This is a genomic window from Streptomyces mutomycini, assembly GCF_001700505.1.
GTDB lineage: Bacteria > Actinomycetota > Actinomycetes > Streptomycetales > Streptomycetaceae > Streptomyces > Streptomyces mutomycini.
The window spans coordinates 1-16,223 of the sequence record NZ_MAPV01000152.1 but is presented as its reverse complement, the minus strand read 5'-3'; the positions used below and the strand labels follow the sequence as shown (position 1 = coordinate 16,223).

Sequence of the window (16,223 nt, the reverse complement as noted above, 5' to 3'; positions counted from 1 at the left end):
TGAGCTCCAAGCTGCCCGCACCAGCTGCACGACCTGCATAAACGCACCACTCCGCACCACCTCCCTGACACCCACGTCGTCCGACGTGTACCCGACCGGAGGAAGCCGTGGCAGCTACGCCCAGGTTTCGTAAGAAAGCAGTCGAAGGAAGCGCAGCCGAAGGAAGCGCCAACGGCAGAAGCGCAGCCGAAGAGCCCGCCCGGAAGCATCCGGTCGACGAGAAGCTTCCGCCCCTCAAGATGTTCACCAGCGGTCTCCAGCACGTGGCCGCGATGTACGCGGGAGTGGTGGCCCCGCCCATGATCGTGGGGCCCGCCGTGGGCCTCAGCGCCAAGGAGACCGCCTTCCTCATGGGGGCGAGCCTCTTCACCGCGGGGATAGCCACCCTGCTCCAGACCCTCGGCTTCTGGCGAATAGGCGCCCGGCTGCCGTTCGTCAACGGCGTCTCGTTCGCCGGGGTCACCCCGATGATCGCGATAGGCAAGGACCGCGGACACGACGGCATCGCCGTCATCTTCGGTGCGATCATCGTCGCCGGCCTCCTCGGCTTCGTCCTCGCGCCGTACTTCTGCAAACTGGTGCGGTTCTTCCCGCCCGTCGTCACCGGCACGGTCATCACCCTGATCGGTGTCTCGCTGCTGCCGGTCGCCTTCAACTGGTCGCAGGGCGGCAACGCGACCGCCGACGACTACGGCTCGATGACGAACATCACGATGGCCGCCGTCACCCTCCTGATCGTGCTCGCCCTGCGCAAGCTGCTGCGGGGCTTCCTCCAGCAGATCGCCATCCTGCTCGGCCTGGTCATCGGCACCCTGATCGCCATCCCCGCCGGCATCACCGACTTCGGGGCACTGGGCGACGCCGACGTCGTCGGTTTCCCGACACCGTTCCACTTCGGCGCACCGCAGTTCGAGGCCGCCGCCATCATCTCGATGTGCATCGTGATGCTGGTCTGCATGACCGAGTCCACCGCCGACATGCTGGCCCTCGGCAAGATCGTCGGCCGTCCGGCGGACGAGCGGACCATCGAGGGCGGACTCCGCGCCGACACCCTGGGCAGCGCCGTCAGCCCGCTGTTCAACGGATTCATGTGCAGCGCGTTCGCCCAGAACATCGGGCTGGTGGCCATGACCAAGGTCCGCAGCAGGTTCGTCGTCGCCGCGGGCGGGGCCATCCTGGTGCTGCTCGGGCTGGTCCCCGTGGCCGCGTCCGTCATCGCCCTCGTACCGCTTCCGGTCCTCGGCGGCGCGGGCATCGTGCTCTTCGGATCGGTTGCCGCGAGCGGCATCCAGACCCTGGCCACCGCGGCCCTGGAGAAGGGCGAGAACGCCCTGATCGTCGCGGCGGCCGTCGGTATCGGCCTCATCCCGATCGCGGCTCCGGGCTTCTACCACGCCTTCCCCGAGGACCTGCTCGTCGTCCTGGACTCGGGCATCTCCACCGGCTGCGTGGTGGCGATCGTCCTGAACCTGGCCTTCAACCACTGGGGCCGGACGCCCGACGCGGAACCTGGGGCGGAGGCCGCGGACGGCGAACAGCCCAAGGACCCGATGGCCCTGCCCGTCGCCCACTGACCGGACGGTGCGCGCACGCACCCCGCGCGGGAGTGTGCGCGCACCTCGCGCGGACGGCGTGCGCGCACCGTCGGGCAGGCGGCGTGCGCGCACCTAGGGCGGGCGGTGTCAGCCGATGTGGAAGCTGTCGCCATAGACCTGCCAGTCCAGCGGCGGATCCAGATCCATATTGCCCTCCCGCAGGAACACCCGCTGAGCCGTGTCCACCCGGCTGGTGTCCGAGTGGGCCTCCTCCCGCTTCATCGCCCGGACCCTCGCGTCCAGGAACGCGCTCAGATACGCCACCTCGTCACCACCCCGCGCCGGCGGCTGCGCCTTCGCCCGGGCCGCGCGACGGATCCCGCCGAAGCTCGCGTCGTCGTCGCCCTCGCCGTGCATGACGTAGGCGTCGTAGTAGGCGAACTGGCCGAGCGTACGGAGGCCGTCGTCCTTGGCGATGCGCACCGCAGGGTCGAAGTAGACCCGGTCCCGCTCGTCCCGCTGCATCCGCCGGAACGCCTCGACGGACGCGCTCCTCACCCAGTCGCGGGTGAAGCCGGGATCGAGCCCCTCGTGGGAGTCCGTCCCGTCCACCTCACGCAGCGCGGGCAGGTACACCGCGAGGAGGTTTCCCGCCTCGCGCTCCGTGTACCGCTCGATCAGCCCCAGCATGTCACCGGTGCCGGAGCAGAATCCGACGATGCCGGCGGTGTAGCCGCGGCCGTCGCCGATGTCCTCGATGTAGTCGTACTGGGCTTCCCAGTCCAGCGTGGAGTTCTCGGCGCTGGACACCAGCCGCATGGCGATGTCCTTCTTGGCGGGATCGTCGAGCCCGGACACGGCGGCCTCCAGGAGGTTGCGGGCCGACGCCGTAGGGGCGCCGGCGTGTGCGACGAGTGGAATCGCGGCGAGGGCGAGCCCCAGCCCGAGGACCGTCACCGCGAGGCGGACGGGACGAGTGAGCCGGGTGGGTCGGGTGTATCGGGGGGTGTCGGTATGTCGGGTGGCGTGACGCGTGGTGCCGTCGTGGGGGTGGTGGCGCACCGGTCCTCCCGTGGAGTCCGTCCTTCCCGGCCGTGCCGGGTTCAGCTCCCGGCGATGCGGAAGCTCTCCCCGTACACCTTCCACGCCAGAGGGGTCTCCAACTGCAGCTTCCCCTGCCGAACGAAGATGCGCTGCGCCGACTCGACGCGGCTGGTGTCGCTGTGCGAGGGCTCCTTGCGGATCGCGGCCACCCGGGCGTCGAGGAACGCGTTCAGATACGCCTCCTCGTCACCTCCGCGGGACGGCGGATCGGCCTCGGCGAGGGCCTGCGTGCGTATCGTGCGGAAGCCGACCGTGCCCTCGGCGTCGGCGTACCCGTGCATCACATAGGCGTCGTAGTAGATGAACTGCCCCAGCGCGCTGAGCCCGTCGGCCTCGGCGCGCTCGACCGCCGGATCGAAGTAGGAGCCGTCCCGCTCCGCGTCCTGCGCCGCCCGGAACTCCGGATCCGCCGCCGCCTTCGCCCATGCCCCGGTGAAGGCGTCGCCGAGCCCCTCGTGCGAGTCGCTGCCGTTCACCGCGCGCAGTGCCGGCAGGAAACCCTCCAGCGTGCTGCCCGGGCGCTTCGCCGCGTACCGCTCGACGACCTTCAACAGGTCTCCGGTGCCGGAGCAGAACCCGATGATCCCGGCGGTGTAGCCGCGGCCGTCGCCGATGTCCTCGATGTAGTCGTACTGGGCTTCCCAGTCCAGCGTGGAGTTCTCGGCGCTGGACACCAGCCGCATGGCGATGTCCTTCTTCGCGGGGTCGTCGAGACTCTTCTCGGATGCGCCGGAACCGGTTTTGGAACAGCCGGTCAGGGCGAGGGCCGCGACGATGGCGAGGGCGAGACATCTGTGCTTCACGCACCCAAGCCTGCCAGGCCGGGGGGCGGCGCCGACGCGAGTGCCGCGCCTGTAGCGTTCGGGACATGGAAGATCAGTCTGTTGTGGATGTCGGCGATGTGCGGCTGGCGTATCGGACCTGGGGCGACCCCTTCGGCTCGCCCGTCGTCCTCTTGCACGGCCTCGGCGGCTCGTCCCTGAGCTGGGAGGCGGTCGGCGCACTGCTCGGCGAGGAGTGGCGGGTGTACGCCATCGATCTGCGCGGGCACGGTGAGAGCGACTGGCCCGACGAGTACGCCTTCGAGCAGATGCGGGACGACGTCCTCGAGTTCCTCGACGCCTGCGAGCTCGACCGGGTCGGCGTCGTCGGCCACTCGATGGGCGGAGTGGTCGCCTATCTCCTCGCCGAGGAGCACGCGGACCGGGTGGAGCGGCTGGTGCTGATCGAGACCCCGCCGCCCTTCCCCGGCCAGCTCATCGCCGACAGCCACCCCACCGGCCCGGTGGACTACGACGAGAACGTCGTGCCGGCCGTCACGGCCCAGATCGCCGAGCCGGATCCCCGCTGGGAGGAGGAGCTGGGCCAGATCGTCGCGCCGACGCTGATGCTCGCGGGAGGACCGGAGAGCGGCATGCCGCAGGGCAGACTGGCGGACATGGCCTCGCTCATCCCGGACTGCCGGCTGATCACCCTCGGCGGAGGCCACCAGGTGCACAAGAAGCACGCCGACCAGGTGGCCCAGCAGATCACCGAGTTCTTCACGAGCTGACGCAGGGCATGAGCCGCCGCCGCCCGGGGTGAGCGGTCCGCAGGCCCGGGACGGCCCGGAGCGACCGCCGGGGCGAGCGAGCGCCCGGGGCCGGAGCTTGACCGGGGGAGGCCGTCAGGCCCCCGGATGCCAGTCGGGCCGGCGCCCGCTCAGCGCGATCACCCGGTCGACCAGGGGTGCGTCGGCCGGGACCGGAACCGGCGGGCCGAAGATCGCGCCGGGTCCGGACCTGTCGTCGTCGTCCGGTGCCAGCATCGCCTCCGAGGAGAGCAGGCTCGCCTCGTCCGCCCTGAACTCCTGTCCCGTCGACCTGGCCAGGTCCCAGCCGTGCACCACCAGTTCGTTCCGTACGACCATTCCGGCGACCTGGCCGGGCAGGTCGACCCCGCCGGCCCGGGTCATGCCCTCCAGCGCGGCCGGGGAGCGCCAGGCCGCGACCAGCTCGTCCAGCAGGGGCGGCAGCACCGTGCGCCAGTCGGCGGGCAGCTCCGGCAGGGCCGACTCCGGGGGAGTGTCGGTCGTCGGGCCGAGCTTCTTGTATGCCGCGTCGCGGAATGCGGCGGTCAGCCCCAGCAGGTGCCCGAGCAGCTCCCGTACCGAGTAGTCGGGACAGGGCGTCGGGCCGGTCAGCTGCCGGTCGTCGACGGCACCGATCAGTTCACGGATCTGCCGCGCCGGCGGACCGAGGTCGAGGGCGGGTGCGGTTTTGTCGTGTGTATCCATACCTGTAGGACCTCCTTCGGCTCCGGAACTCATCGCGGACATTGCGGAACGTTCCGGTCCACCCTCTTGTCGTAGGCCCCACCCACATGGCATATAGGTCTGGACCATTGCTGTCGGATGGAAGGCATCACCGTGCAACGCCCCCACGCACGCACCGCGTTGACCTGTTCCGCCGCGCTGCTCCTCGCCGCGCTCACCGCCTGTGGAGGCCCCGCCGAAGCGGACTCCAAGAACCCGACAGCCCCCGAGGGGGTGACGGCCCAGGCCGGCAGCGCCACCTCCGTACACGTCATGTGGGAACGGTCCTCCGACAACGAGGGCATCGCCGGTTACGACGTCTACCGCCAGGGGAAGAAGGCCGCCTCGGTGGACGCGGCGAAGCTGATGACCGACATCGACGGGCTCACCGCCTCCACGGCCTACACCTTCACGGTCAGGGCCCGCGACGCCGCCGGAAACCTCTCCGCAGTGAGCGCCGCCGCCCCCGTCACCACGCCCGCGGCCCCACCCGCCGATGAGGAACCGCCGACCGGACCGTCGAAGCTGCGCGGCAAGGCGGACAGCGGCCGGACGGTGACCCTGTCCTGGGGCGGCTCCACGGACGACGTCGGCGTCACCTCGTACGACGTCTACCAGGAGGATTCCAGGATCCACAGCGTCTCCGGCACGCAGACCACGGCCCGGCTCACGGGGCTGCGGCCCGGCACGGTCTACACCTTCACCGTCCGCGCCCGCGACGCGGCCGACCGCTCCTCTCCCGACAGCAATGCGCTCGACCTCACCACCCCGTCCGCGCCGGGCGCCCCCGCGAGCACGGCGCCCACCGGGCTGCGTACCAAGGTGACGGCGCAGGGTGAGGAGTCCCTGGTCGACCTCTCCTGGGACCAGCCTGACACCGGCGGCACGATTCCCGCGTACCAGCTGTTCCTGAACGGGAAGCTGACCACCACCATCGTCTGGGGCGGCACACCGCCGGCGGGCCGCGCGACGTACCGGCTCACTCTCACCGATCCGCCCGGCACCCGCTACTCGCTCAAACTCCGGCCCAAGCTCCCCGACGGGAAGTGGGGTGACTTCTCGGCCCAGCGCACGGTGGTCCTCCCGGGCTGACAGGCGGGCAGCCCTCGCACCGCGCGTCGCCTGCTCACTCGTCGATCGACGTACCGAAGCGCGCGTCGATACCGGAAGCGCCGAGCGAGCCCCCGCCGTACGACCACGATCCTGTGCTCACCGTCCCGTTCGTGGAGGCGGCGAGACACCAGACCACCCCGTCGTCCGTGTTCTCGCCGGGTGCCGCGGCGAGCAGCTCGGAGCGGCCGTCGGAGTCCGTGTCGGCGAGCCGGACCTGTCCGCCCCAGCGGTCGCCCTTCTCCGCTGTGCCGGGCACGCCCGCCGAGCTCTGGTCGAAGGACTTCGCGCCCGCAGCGGTCAGCCCTGCGGCCGAGCCGCGCAGGATCCGCACACCGCCCGCGTCGGCCACAGTCCCGACGTCCTCACCGGGCACGCCCACGGCCAGATCGGCGTAGCCGTCACCGTCGACGTCGGCGAGGGAGACGTCGGCGCCGAAGCCGTCGCCCAGTTCCGCGGTGCCCGGCACGCCGGCGGTGTACTGGGTCCAAACCTGCGTGGGAGTGCCGAGTTCGTCCACGTTGTCCATGCCGTCCTCGGAGCCCAGGTAGACGCCGACGGATCCACCCGTGAGGGGTTCGTTCTCGTCTTCGGGCTTATCGGGCTTGCCGTAGACCAGGTCGTCGTATCCGTCGTTGTCGATGTCGCCGGAGGCCGTGGCGGACCCGCCGCCGAGGCTGCGGGTGTAGGCCGGCCCGTCTGCCGCACCCATGTACAGGGAGGACCGTGGCCTGTAGTCCTCCTCCAGGCTGCTGCCGGTCACGAGCAGGTCCGCGTATGCGTCCCCGTCGTAGTTTCCGGTGGTCAGGGAAGCGGGCTGCATCGAGTTGCGGCCGGCGGTGTCGAGACGGTCCGTTCCTTCCAGGGAGCCGGCGCCGTAGGTGAACAGGGAGGCACCCGCGCGGTCGGCCACGGCGAGGACGTCGCCCGGTGTGGCCCCGGAGAGCCGGGCGGCGGCGATGGCCAGGCCGAACCGGGCATCCGCCGCGGGCGCGGCCGACCCCAGGGTGACGCTGCGGGCGGGGGTCAGCCCTGCCCGGGATCCGTAGAGGACCGTCACCCTGCCCGCGTCGCTCATGGAGCCCTCGTCCTCACCCGGCGCGGCGACGATCGCGTCGTCGTAGCCGTCGGCGTCGAGGTCCCCCGTGGCCACAGCGGTGCCGAAGCCGTCACCGGCCTCGGCGGAACCCGGGACGCCCGCGGTCGCCTGACCGAAGACGGCGGTGCGGACCCGGGGGATGCTGGTGGCGGTGCCCATGCCGCTCGCGGCGCCGTACTGGACGGTGACGTAGCCCGCCCCCTTCCTGCCACCGTCGGTGCCGCCCGGAGCTCCGGTCAGGACGTCGTCGTAGCCGTCGCCGTCGAAGTCGCTGTTGCGGTCGCCGGCGTAGGTGCCTCCAGGCGCGCCCGCGAAGGCTGCGGGCGCGGCGGTGAGGGCCACACCGCTCAGCAGCAGGAATGACGCGGCAGTAACGGCCGTGGAGTGTCTGTGGGTCACGATCTGCTCCCTTGTGCGGGTCAACGGTGTGCCGAGGTCGCAGGTTGGATCCGTGACGCACAGGGAAAGTTGCGGTCTGCCGGTCTTCTGTGACGGAGTGGTGACGGTTCGTCGCCATGCGCCGTCGCCACGCCGTCTCTGCTCCGGTTCGCTCCCTCCCATCCGATCGAGACGCAAGGTACGCGGAAGGATCCCCGTGAGGCAGACGATGCGCGGGACCGGAGGAGTCCAGGAAGCCATGGCTGTGGCGGACCGGCCCTCCCACGACCACACCGTGTCCCTGTGAGCTCCAGGGCTACGTTCGACGGTCCCCGCGGCGGGTGAACGGCCAGGGCCGTGCGGCGGTGGCGGCGACCTGCACCCGCCCCTGCCGCTGACACTATGCTGTGGCCCGTACCGAGGGCTCAGGTGTCACCTGGGCTCATGACGACCGCGACGGTAGCGGCTGGTACGCCGCGCGGCGTGTGTCCGGACCAGGTGTAGGTGGGCCGGGCCTCCCGCAGCGGCAGTGGTATCCCCGGGCATGGGGTCCGGGGGTTGTTCGAGAGGCGGGTTCTGATGGTCAGCGGGCGTGTGGTGCGGTTCGACAGCGCAAAGGGCTATGGATTCATCGCGCCGGAACACGGTGGCGAGGACGTCTTTCTGCATGTGAACGACCTCTGGATTCCGGAGGCATCCGTGCGGCCCGGTCTGAGGGTCGAGTTCGAGGTCGAACAGGGCGACCGAGGGCTGAAGGCGTCATCGGTGCGCCTTGCCACCGGCAGTGAGCCGACCGCGGTCCCGGCATCCGTCTCCCCGGGAGCCCTCGTGTCCCCGAGCAGGCAGACGGCGGACGGCGACGACGTCCTGTGCGATGTGCTCAGCTCGGACGAGTACGTACGGGACGTGACCGAGGTGCTGCTGGAGTCGGCACCGGCACTCACCGCCGAGCACATTCTTCAGGTACGCCAGGGGCTGCTGCAGTTCGCCAAGAACCGCGGATGGGTCGAGGGCTGAGTCAGGAGGGCCCTGCCGCACGGGCGGCAGGGCCCTGCGTCACGACGTCCTCATCGGCCGGTGTGACGACCCCTTGAACCCGGTCGGTGCACCAGTCAGCGCTTCGTTTCCTTGGCAGCGGATTCGGGCACCGGGGCGATCGTCGCCCTTGTCCTCGGCAGCATCTTCGGCTTCTTCGTCCTGCTCGTCGTAGGACGCGAGCCGCGTCGCCGTACAGACGCCGAGGAGGCCGATACCCGTGCACGGAGGCCAGGTTCGGCCTCGACGACCGTGTCCACGACCCGTTCGCCGCGCGGGCCGGCCGAGCCCGGGCGCTCGTGCGCAGCCCGCAGGTCGGATGCTGTCACAGGAAGCGACCCGGCTCCCGCGAAGTGTCGTCCTCGGCACGTCACCGCCGCCGCACTTCGGGAGAGGACCACAGTGACGCGCGCCCGGTCCAGGGAGAGGTACCGAGCTCGATGGCCTGGGGCGCGTCGTGTCACGGAGCGGTGGACACAGCCGGTGCGGGGTCGGCCCCGGGGGCGAGGTGTTCCAGGAAGCCCGTCACGGTCGACACCGATCCCTCCCACCCCAGGCGGCGGCCGAGGCGGGTCATCTGGGGCAGTTCGAATGCCTGGCCGGCCGTGTCTGCGGCCTGCGCCAGCCAGGCGTCGACCGGGCCGTCCCAGGAGATCCCGCCGTCCTCCAGAACGATCACACGGTCGAAGTGCTCGGCGCAGAAGTCCATGTCGTGAGTGATGGCGAGGACGGTCCGGCCGTCGGCGCCGAGGTCGTCGACCAGCTTCCCCAGCAGGACCACCGAGGCGTGGTCCTGCCCGGTCGTCGGCTCGTCGAGGACGACGACCGGGGTGTCCATGGCCAGGACCGAGGCCAGGGCGACCCGTTTGCGTTCGCCGAGCGACAGGTGGTGGGGGTGGGCGTCGCGCGACTGCGCCAGCCCTGTCCTCCGCAGGGCGGACTCGACCAGTTCCTTACGGCGCGCGGGGGGGAAGCGGAGGTTGCGCGGGCCGAACTCCACCTCCTTGGTGACGCTTGCCGCGTGGAGCTGGTCGTCCGGGTTCTGGAACACGAACCCCACGGTGCGGGCGAGTTCGGCGATGCCAAGTCCGTCGGTCCGCCGCCCGGCGATTTCGATGGTTCCGGAGGCCGGGCGTTCGATGCCGACGAGATGACGGGCGAGGGTGCTCTTGCCCGCGCCGTTGGGGCCGACGATCGCCACCCGTTCACCGGCCGAGACGGAGAAGGACACCTCGTCCAGCGCCGTCGTCCCGTTGGGGTAGCGGAACGTCAGGGAATCGATCCGTACGATCATCACCGGTCTCCTCGGTCGAGGTGGGCCACCGTCGCGCCGAATCCCTCGGCGGCGGCGTCGAGCGTGACCGGCAGCGGCCTGGCGTCGGGCCAGAGTCCCCGGGCCGCGGCACGGCGCGCGGCCACGGTGTAGCGCAGTGGGGCGACTCCCCATTCCTCCAGCCGCTCGTCCGCCAGCACCTCGCCGGGTGAGCCCTTCGCCACGATCGTGCCCCCGTCGAGGACGAGGACGTGGTCGGCGGCACGGGCCAGGCGCTCCATCCGGTGTTCGATCAGCAGGGTGGTGACGCCCTGCTCCCTGAGGGTGCCCAGCGCTTCGAAGACCAGAGCGCTCCCGGCCGCGTCCAGCTGCGAGGTTGGTTCGTCGAGGACCATGACGGTCGGACGCATGACCAGGACAGACCCGATGGCCAGCAGTTGCTGCTGCCCGCCCGAGAGCTCGTACGGCGACCGGTCGCGCACCTTGGTGAGCCCGAGGTCGTGCAGGACGGTGTCGACCCGGGCCGCCATCTCGTCCCGGGGCACACCCATGTTCTCCAGACCGAAGGCGATCTCCTCGCGTACGGAGAAGCGGGCGCCGGATATCTGGTTGAACGGATTCTGCATGACCAGCCCGACCTGGCCCACCAGCCCGGACAGTGGGGTATCGGCGAGATCCCGGCCGTTGACCTGGACCAGCCCTTCCGCGCAGCCTCCGGTGAGATGGGGAACGGTGCCGCTCACCACGCCGGCCAAGGTGCTCTTGCCCGCGCCGCTTCCGCCGACCACGGCGCAGAGTTCGTGCGGCCCGACTTCGAATCCGATGTCGTGGAGGGCCGGCCGGGAGCCGGTCGGATAGGTGAAGGAGAAACCCTTGACTTCGATCAACGCATTACTCCCCACACGTTCACGGTGACCGCGACCACTGCACAAAGCATCATTGCGGCGCGCGCGCTGCGCTGCACCGCGCTGTCAGGAACCGTGATGAGGCTCGTAGGGCGCCGGGTGGCGCCGAAGCCCCGGGTCTCCATGGCGGCGGCGCGCTCACCCACGTCGGTGAAGGCACCGAGGATGAGCGGGCCCACCAGGGGCACCAGGGCACGCGCCCGGCCGCGCAGGCCGTGGATCACCTGGCCGCGTGCCTGCTGGGCGTGGAGGATGCGCGTGGCGCGACGGCTGAGTGTCGGCACGATCTGCAGTGCCGCCGACACGATGTAGATGAGACTCGGCGACACATTGCGCTCGCTCAGTGCGCTCATGAGGGTCGCGGCGTGCGTGGTGAGGAGCAGCAGGAAGAACCCGCCCATCAGCACCAGGATGTGCAGCGCCGTCAGGAGGGCGTAGGAGACCCCCTCGCTCTTGAGTTCCAGCGGGCCGAATCGGGCAATGACGTCATGCGCTTCGGGAAAGAAGAAACCCTGGACCACGAATAGGACCGCGGCCACCGGAACCCAGAACGTGGCGAGCATGAGCAGGAAACGGCGTAACACCTTTGCGCCGATCGCGGCCGGAAGGAGGAGGGCGCAGAACAGCAGCAGGGGCCACCGGTAATCCACCACGGCGAAAGCACAGACGGTCACGGTGACGGCGAAGGTCAGTTTGGTCAGGGGGCTGAGCCGGTGGACCAGTGAATTACCCGTTGTGTGAGGGCTGAACTGCACGGTGCTCACCCCGCCCTCACCACGTCGGGCCGGCGTGCCAGGACATGCCGGTCGCGGACGAAGGGGAAGCGGTACAGGAAGCCTGGTGGCAGCCCCTTGAGGATGGCCATCGCGAGTACCACCGTCAGCGCCTTGTCGAGAGGGTCCGCCACAAGTCCTTGCAGCGTGGCGGCCTTGAGCATCCCGTTACCGAACGCCTGGAAGGTCGCGATCAGCGCGGACTGACCCACCGATCCGCTCGCGTTGCCGAAGACGAAGGCGGTGATGGGGGCGGAGATGACGCCCGCGACCACACCGATCAAGCCACCGGCGAGCACCGCGGTGGGCAGCCGTCGGAACAGTCCCGCACGTGCCAGCATGCCGGCGGTGAAGCCGATCATGGCCGCTGTCACGGCGTACGGCAGGGCGCCGGGTGTGATCGTCATGCCCACGATGACGCTGGCGAGGGCCCCGGTCGCGGCACCCGCGGCAGGTCCGGCGACTACTCCCACCAGCACGGTCCCGATGGAGTCGAGTTGCAGGGGGAGGCCGCTGAAATAGACGATCTTGCCCATGACGATGTTCACCGTGATGGCCACAGGCAGCAGGGCCACGGTGGTGGCGGGCAGGCGCGCCACGGCGCCGGAGACGATCAGCAGGGCGCCGAGTGTGTAACCCACCAGCGCCAGCAGCGCGATCGGGCCACCCACACCGTGCTCCGAGGCGGGGCGGACGGCGATGAGCCCCGCGTAGGTCACGAGCACCACGCCGGTGCCCCACCCGATACGCCATCGCTCATCCAGCCATGACGGTGTGGAACGGCTGAAATCAGCCATTGTTTGACCTCATTCCCCCGACAGTGAGGTAGCTACGGGAAATTCAAGCGCGCACACTAGCAGTGTCTCTCCTGTGGATGTCAATGGCGTAAACAACTCCACGGATTCTGATGCCTCCCAGGTCGCGGCGGTTCCAAAACGCCTTCCACCAAGGCTGGTTGACAACGGTGAACGGCTGGTGTGGGATCGATCGGGCAGGTGATCAAGAGACCACGATGCTTTGTCCGAATTGCGCGAGGTGGGCTTTCGCGTGCTGCCCTCGCGCAGCTCTCATAATTAGGGGGAACGCGGCATGGATGTTTTCCATTCATTTGCCAATTCGTATACGTCCGGTCTCCAGGCGGTCCTGGACGAGGGGAACGACGTCCCCTCCGTCCGCGACCCGCTCTCGAAAGCTTCGGACTTCGGCCGCAACGACCGCCCTTACCGCGAGCTGATCGCCCACCGCAGCACGGTCGAGGACCCCACCTCCTGTCTCGCGGTCACCCCGCACCTGCCGGTGAACCTCGCGTACTGCTTCGGGCTCCTCGCCTGGTCGCTCGACGGGCGCAACGACGTGGAGACGCCCGCGTACTACCGCCGGGGCGCCCACGAGTACTCGGACGACCAGCACACTCTCAGCGGAGCCTTCGGCCACCGGCTGGTCACGGCCAACGGCAACCAGCTGGAGGAGGTCGTCGGCCGCATCGAGCGCGACCCCGCCCACCGCCGGGCCTTCGCCCTGGTCCTGGAGCCGCAGGACAACTTCCGCCAGTCGAGGGAGTACCCCTGCGCCGTGGGCGTCCACCTCTTCCTGCGGGACGGGGCCCTGATCTGGCTCACCGTGATGCGCGCCCAGCAGGCACTGACCGTCCTGCCCTACGACGCCTTCCTCTTCATGGGCATGCAGCAGTACGCCGCCGGTCTGCTCGGGGTACCCGCGGGCCGGTACATCCACCAGTCCGGCACCTTCCACTTCTACGACAACGAGAGCGCGCTCGCCCGGAAGATCGTCGGCGACCCGGTGGTCCCGGCCTCCCTGCCGGCCTTCCCCACCACCCCGGACGGCGCCCGCGAAGCGGCGCGGGAACTCGTCGACCTCGAATCCCGGCTGCGCCTGGCCGTCCAGGCGCAGGACACCGCCACCGTGGACAGGATCGCCGGGGTCCCGGCCGCCACCGACTACGCGGATGTCGCCCGGGCCTGCCTGGCCACCCACGCCTACCGCAAACTCGGGGACACCACCTCCCTGGTGACCAGCAGGGCGGCCGGCCCCGCCGTGGCCGATCTGATCTCCGCGATCTGATCGCAGGAAGCGCAGGGCCTACCCGTGATATTGACGCTTCGTCCACCCCTGGAAGAACGATGTCCGGCCCCACCCGCCCCGTCGGTCCTGGCCGGCCGTCTCAGCCGACGGCGTGAACTCTTCGAGCGGGCCGACGGCACCTCCGGCACGGACCGCTACCTCTTTCCGATCATGGCCGCTCTGGTCCCCGTCGCCACCAGCCGCGGCGGAGAGGTCGCCTACCCCGGCGATCCCATGTGCCTCTACTCTGCGCTCTCGCTCACCGTCGAACGCTCCGTCGCCCGCCTGGAACGCGGGCTCGCCCCGCAGCCGTCGCTGGACGACGTCGTCCCGGACTGGGGGCGCTACCCGGACGCCGCCTACCGCCGCACCGAGGACGGCCCTCGCTCCGTGCTCATCGCGGACAGCCCCACCACCGACGGCCACGTCTTCGATCCGCGCATCTGGGACGACGTGGCCCGTCAGGCCTTCATCACCGAACTCCTGGCGCTGCGCCCCAAGGTGCTGCTGCTCAGCTCGGTGTCGGCCGGCCACCGCTACGCGCTGGAGATGGCCGAACTGGCCAGGGAACACGCGCCGCACTGCTTGGTGGTCCTCGGGGGGAGGCACGCCGACGAGACCGTCCGCTACCAGCACGCCACCAGCACGGCTGACCTCTCCTGGAGCAGCACCGTGGAAGTCATCCGCGACGGCCGCGCCCGGCCCGTCGTCGACTTCGTGGTGGCGGGGGACGGAGCCCCCCTTCTGGACCTGCTGTTACGCGCGGTCGGACTCGTCGCCACCCCCGGCTACGGCCCCACCCCCGTCGAGGAGGTCCTCGACGCGCTCCCGCTCGTCGCCGCCCACGACGGGACGACGAAGGGCGTCGGCAGTATCGTCGGCCTCACGGCGGATGAAGCCGTACTCGTCCCCGTACGGGGGGAGCGCGTGAACGCTTCACAACTCCCCTCACCCTACGAAGCGTTCTCCGTCCGGGCCCGGTTCGGGATCTTCACCCGCGCGGAGAGTTCGCCCCTGGGCAGCCGGACCGCGCACGTCATGACGCTGGACGCCTGCCCGTTCAAGTGCACCTTCTGCTCCGAGAGCATCCAGGTGTCGCAGCGGCCCACGCGCTTCGCGGTGTCCGAGACCGAGCACGTCGCACAGCGCATCGGCCAGCTGGTCGACTGGGGGGCTGAGGCGGCCTTCTTCGACGATCCGGTCTTCTGGGGCGGCAACTGGAAGGCGATCACCGACTTCTGCCACGACCTGGCACGCCTGCAGGACCGCAGGCCGGAGGCCCGGTCGTTCGAGTGGGGCGCCCAGCTCACCGTGGACGTCGTCCTCAACCGCGCCAAGGCGGACGAGGTCGGCGCGGCCCTCGACCTCATGAGGGAGAGCGGCTGCACCTATATCTACATCGGCATCGAAAGCATGGCCCAGCAGGTCATGCGGAACGTCGGCAAGAACCTGCTGCGGCGCAACCCCGAGGCTTGGGTGAGCAAGGTGCGCGAAGCCCTGAACACCATCAGGTCCCACGGGATCCGCGTCGGCAGCTCCGTCCTCTTCGGACTCGACGGCGAGGACCGGGGGACCATCGAGGAGACGATCGAGGAGATCGGCCGCCTCATCGACGACGGGCTGCTCATCATGGCCAGCCCGAACATCCTCACCTACCATCCCGGGACCGCCATCACCGCGGCACACGGGCAGGACCGGCTCGACTACCACTCGCGGAAAGACAACCGGCCGCCGTACACGTACTTCGAGGAGGCCTATCCGGAAGTGGTCTCCCGGCTCCTGGACGAGGACGACATCTGGTTCATCCACGAGGCCTCGGCCAAGCGATGGGGCAGTACCCGCAACAGCGCCGCCGAGTCGGTGGCCTCCATCGGCGCATGACACACACCACCGAAGGGATTGTCTTGAAAGGCCATGTGCTGGACGTCGACGAACAGAGCTACTGGGGGCCGTACTACTCGTACTTCCCCGCGCTCGCCCGCTACATCCCGCTGGGCGAGTACGCCCGCCGGGTCCGCCCGAGGGCCTGCGTGCTCGGTGCCTCGGACGGCAAGTTCGCCCTCCCCCTGCTGCGCGCCGGCTGGGAGGTCGTCGGGGTGGAGACCGACGCGCTCTTCCTGAACGGCGGCGAGTTCGACCTCGTCGACGGCCACCACGAGGTCGTGGGCCTGCGGCAGAGGCTGTCGTCGGAGGGCCTCACCGAGGCGTGCACCATCGTCGAGCAGGACTACATGACTCTCCCGGCCTCGGGAGACTTCCAGCTGGTGATGGGCAGCGGCCTGTGGTCGATGCCCCCCAACCGGGCCCACACGCTGGAAGCGCTCATCCACCATGCGATGGATATGGTCGCCCCGGGCGGCATCTTCTTCGGTGAGTACCTGATCGGGCTCAACGACGAGGAGCGCCGGTGCGGTTACTACCCGCCCCGGGAGGAGATGGACCGCATAGTCGACCGACCCGGCTGGCAGCTCTTCGAGAACGCCGACCTCGGTATCCGCGGCGAGAGCCACCTCGGCTACGAGCAGTGGCACTACCACCGGTACGCCGCCGCCATCACGCACCGCATGCCGCTGCCCGCCACCCCTGAACCGTCCCCATGACCTCCACTGACACCGCACGCACCGGCGGGCGCCCCC

Annotated in this window: 15 protein-coding genes; 7 read left to right on the top strand and 8 right to left on the bottom strand. The window is 70.0% G+C overall.

The window, feature by feature from the left end:
• Positions 1-107 precede the first annotated feature (107 nt).
• A complete protein-coding gene (locus BFF76_RS21485; protein ID WP_065848864.1) occupies positions 108-1,574 on the top strand; it encodes a nucleobase:cation symporter-2 family protein in 1,467 nt (488 codons plus the stop codon).
• A gap of 108 nt (positions 1,575-1,682) precedes the next feature.
• Here the strand turns inward: BFF76_RS21485 and BFF76_RS21480 are convergent, their stop codons facing one another.
• Both BFF76_RS21480 and BFF76_RS21475 read right to left on the bottom strand, forming a co-directional pair.
• On the bottom strand, positions 1,683-2,492 hold the full coding sequence (locus tag BFF76_RS21480; protein WP_065848868.1) for a chitosanase: 810 nt from the start codon (positions 2,490-2,492) through the stop codon (positions 1,683-1,685).
• A 146-nt stretch (positions 2,493-2,638) separates the two neighbouring features.
• A complete protein-coding gene (locus tag BFF76_RS21475) occupies positions 2,639-3,442 on the bottom strand; it encodes a chitosanase (RefSeq protein WP_065848863.1) in 804 nt (267 codons plus the stop codon).
• Positions 3,443-3,507: 65 nt separating this feature from the next.
• On the opposite strand from BFF76_RS21475, the gene BFF76_RS21470 reads away from it, so the two are divergent.
• On the top strand, positions 3,508-4,191 hold the full coding sequence (locus BFF76_RS21470; protein WP_065848862.1) for an alpha/beta fold hydrolase: 684 nt from the start codon (positions 3,508-3,510) through the stop codon (positions 4,189-4,191).
• A gap of 114 nt (positions 4,192-4,305) precedes the next feature.
• Here the strand turns inward: BFF76_RS21470 and BFF76_RS21465 are convergent, their stop codons facing one another.
• A complete protein-coding gene (locus BFF76_RS21465) occupies positions 4,306-4,914 on the bottom strand; it encodes a TIGR03086 family metal-binding protein (protein WP_053929328.1) in 609 nt (202 codons plus the stop codon).
• Positions 4,915-5,031: 117 nt separating this feature from the next.
• On the opposite strand from BFF76_RS21465, the gene BFF76_RS21460 reads away from it, so the two are divergent.
• On the top strand, positions 5,032-6,024 hold the full coding sequence (locus BFF76_RS21460; protein WP_031099702.1) for a fibronectin type III domain-containing protein: 993 nt from the start codon (positions 5,032-5,034) through the stop codon (positions 6,022-6,024).
• A gap of 34 nt (positions 6,025-6,058) precedes the next feature.
• Here BFF76_RS21460 and BFF76_RS21455 read toward each other — a convergent pair whose 3' ends face one another.
• Positions 6,059-7,540, bottom strand: a complete 1,482-nt coding sequence (locus tag BFF76_RS21455) for an FG-GAP repeat protein (RefSeq protein WP_053929330.1) — start codon at positions 7,538-7,540, stop codon at positions 6,059-6,061.
• A gap of 558 nt (positions 7,541-8,098) precedes the next feature.
• On the opposite strand from BFF76_RS21455, the gene BFF76_RS21450 reads away from it, so the two are divergent.
• Positions 8,099-8,536, top strand: a complete 438-nt coding sequence (locus BFF76_RS21450; protein WP_031099696.1) for a cold-shock protein — start codon at positions 8,099-8,101, stop codon at positions 8,534-8,536.
• Positions 8,537-9,014: 478 nt separating this feature from the next.
• Here the strand turns inward: BFF76_RS21450 and BFF76_RS21445 are convergent, their stop codons facing one another.
• Genes BFF76_RS21445 through BFF76_RS21430 form a run of 4 tightly spaced genes read right to left on the bottom strand, consistent with a single transcriptional unit; the run spans position 9,015 to position 12,302 of the window.
• On the bottom strand, positions 9,015-9,848 hold the full coding sequence (locus BFF76_RS21445) for an energy-coupling factor ABC transporter ATP-binding protein (protein ID WP_065848861.1): 834 nt from the start codon (positions 9,846-9,848) through the stop codon (positions 9,015-9,017).
• A complete protein-coding gene (locus tag BFF76_RS21440; RefSeq protein ID WP_042837253.1) occupies positions 9,848-10,714 on the bottom strand; it encodes an energy-coupling factor ABC transporter ATP-binding protein in 867 nt (288 codons plus the stop codon). The genes BFF76_RS21445 and BFF76_RS21440 overlap by 1 nt, the downstream gene beginning before the upstream one ends.
• A complete protein-coding gene (locus BFF76_RS21435) occupies positions 10,711-11,496 on the bottom strand; it encodes an energy-coupling factor transporter transmembrane component T family protein (protein ID WP_065848860.1) in 786 nt (261 codons plus the stop codon). Before BFF76_RS21435 ends, BFF76_RS21440 begins: the two co-directional genes overlap by 4 nt.
• Positions 11,493-12,302 carry a hypothetical protein gene (locus BFF76_RS21430; RefSeq protein WP_031099688.1) on the bottom strand — a complete coding sequence of 270 codons (810 nt, stop codon included), beginning with the start codon at positions 12,300-12,302 and terminating at the stop codon, positions 11,493-11,495. Before BFF76_RS21430 ends, BFF76_RS21435 begins: the two co-directional genes overlap by 4 nt.
• Before the next feature lie 292 nt (positions 12,303-12,594).
• Between BFF76_RS21430 and BFF76_RS21425 the strand changes: the two genes are divergently transcribed.
• Genes BFF76_RS21425 through BFF76_RS21415 form a run of 3 tightly spaced genes read left to right on the top strand, consistent with a single transcriptional unit; the run spans position 12,595 to position 16,187 of the window.
• Positions 12,595-13,587 (top strand): thymidylate synthase, encoded by a 993-nt coding sequence (locus BFF76_RS21425; RefSeq protein WP_051834774.1) that lies wholly within the window; start codon positions 12,595-12,597, stop codon positions 13,585-13,587.
• A gap of 24 nt (positions 13,588-13,611) precedes the next feature.
• The gene (locus BFF76_RS21420) at positions 13,612-15,468 is read left to right on the top strand and encodes a B12-binding domain-containing radical SAM protein (RefSeq protein ID WP_208604866.1); all 1,857 of its coding nucleotides are present in this window, start codon (positions 13,612-13,614) and stop codon (positions 15,466-15,468) included.
• Between the two features lie 23 nt (positions 15,469-15,491).
• Positions 15,492-16,187 carry a class I SAM-dependent methyltransferase gene (locus BFF76_RS21415; protein ID WP_141695640.1) on the top strand — a complete coding sequence of 232 codons (696 nt, stop codon included), beginning with the start codon at positions 15,492-15,494 and terminating at the stop codon, positions 16,185-16,187.
• Positions 16,188-16,223: the final 36 nt, after the last annotated feature.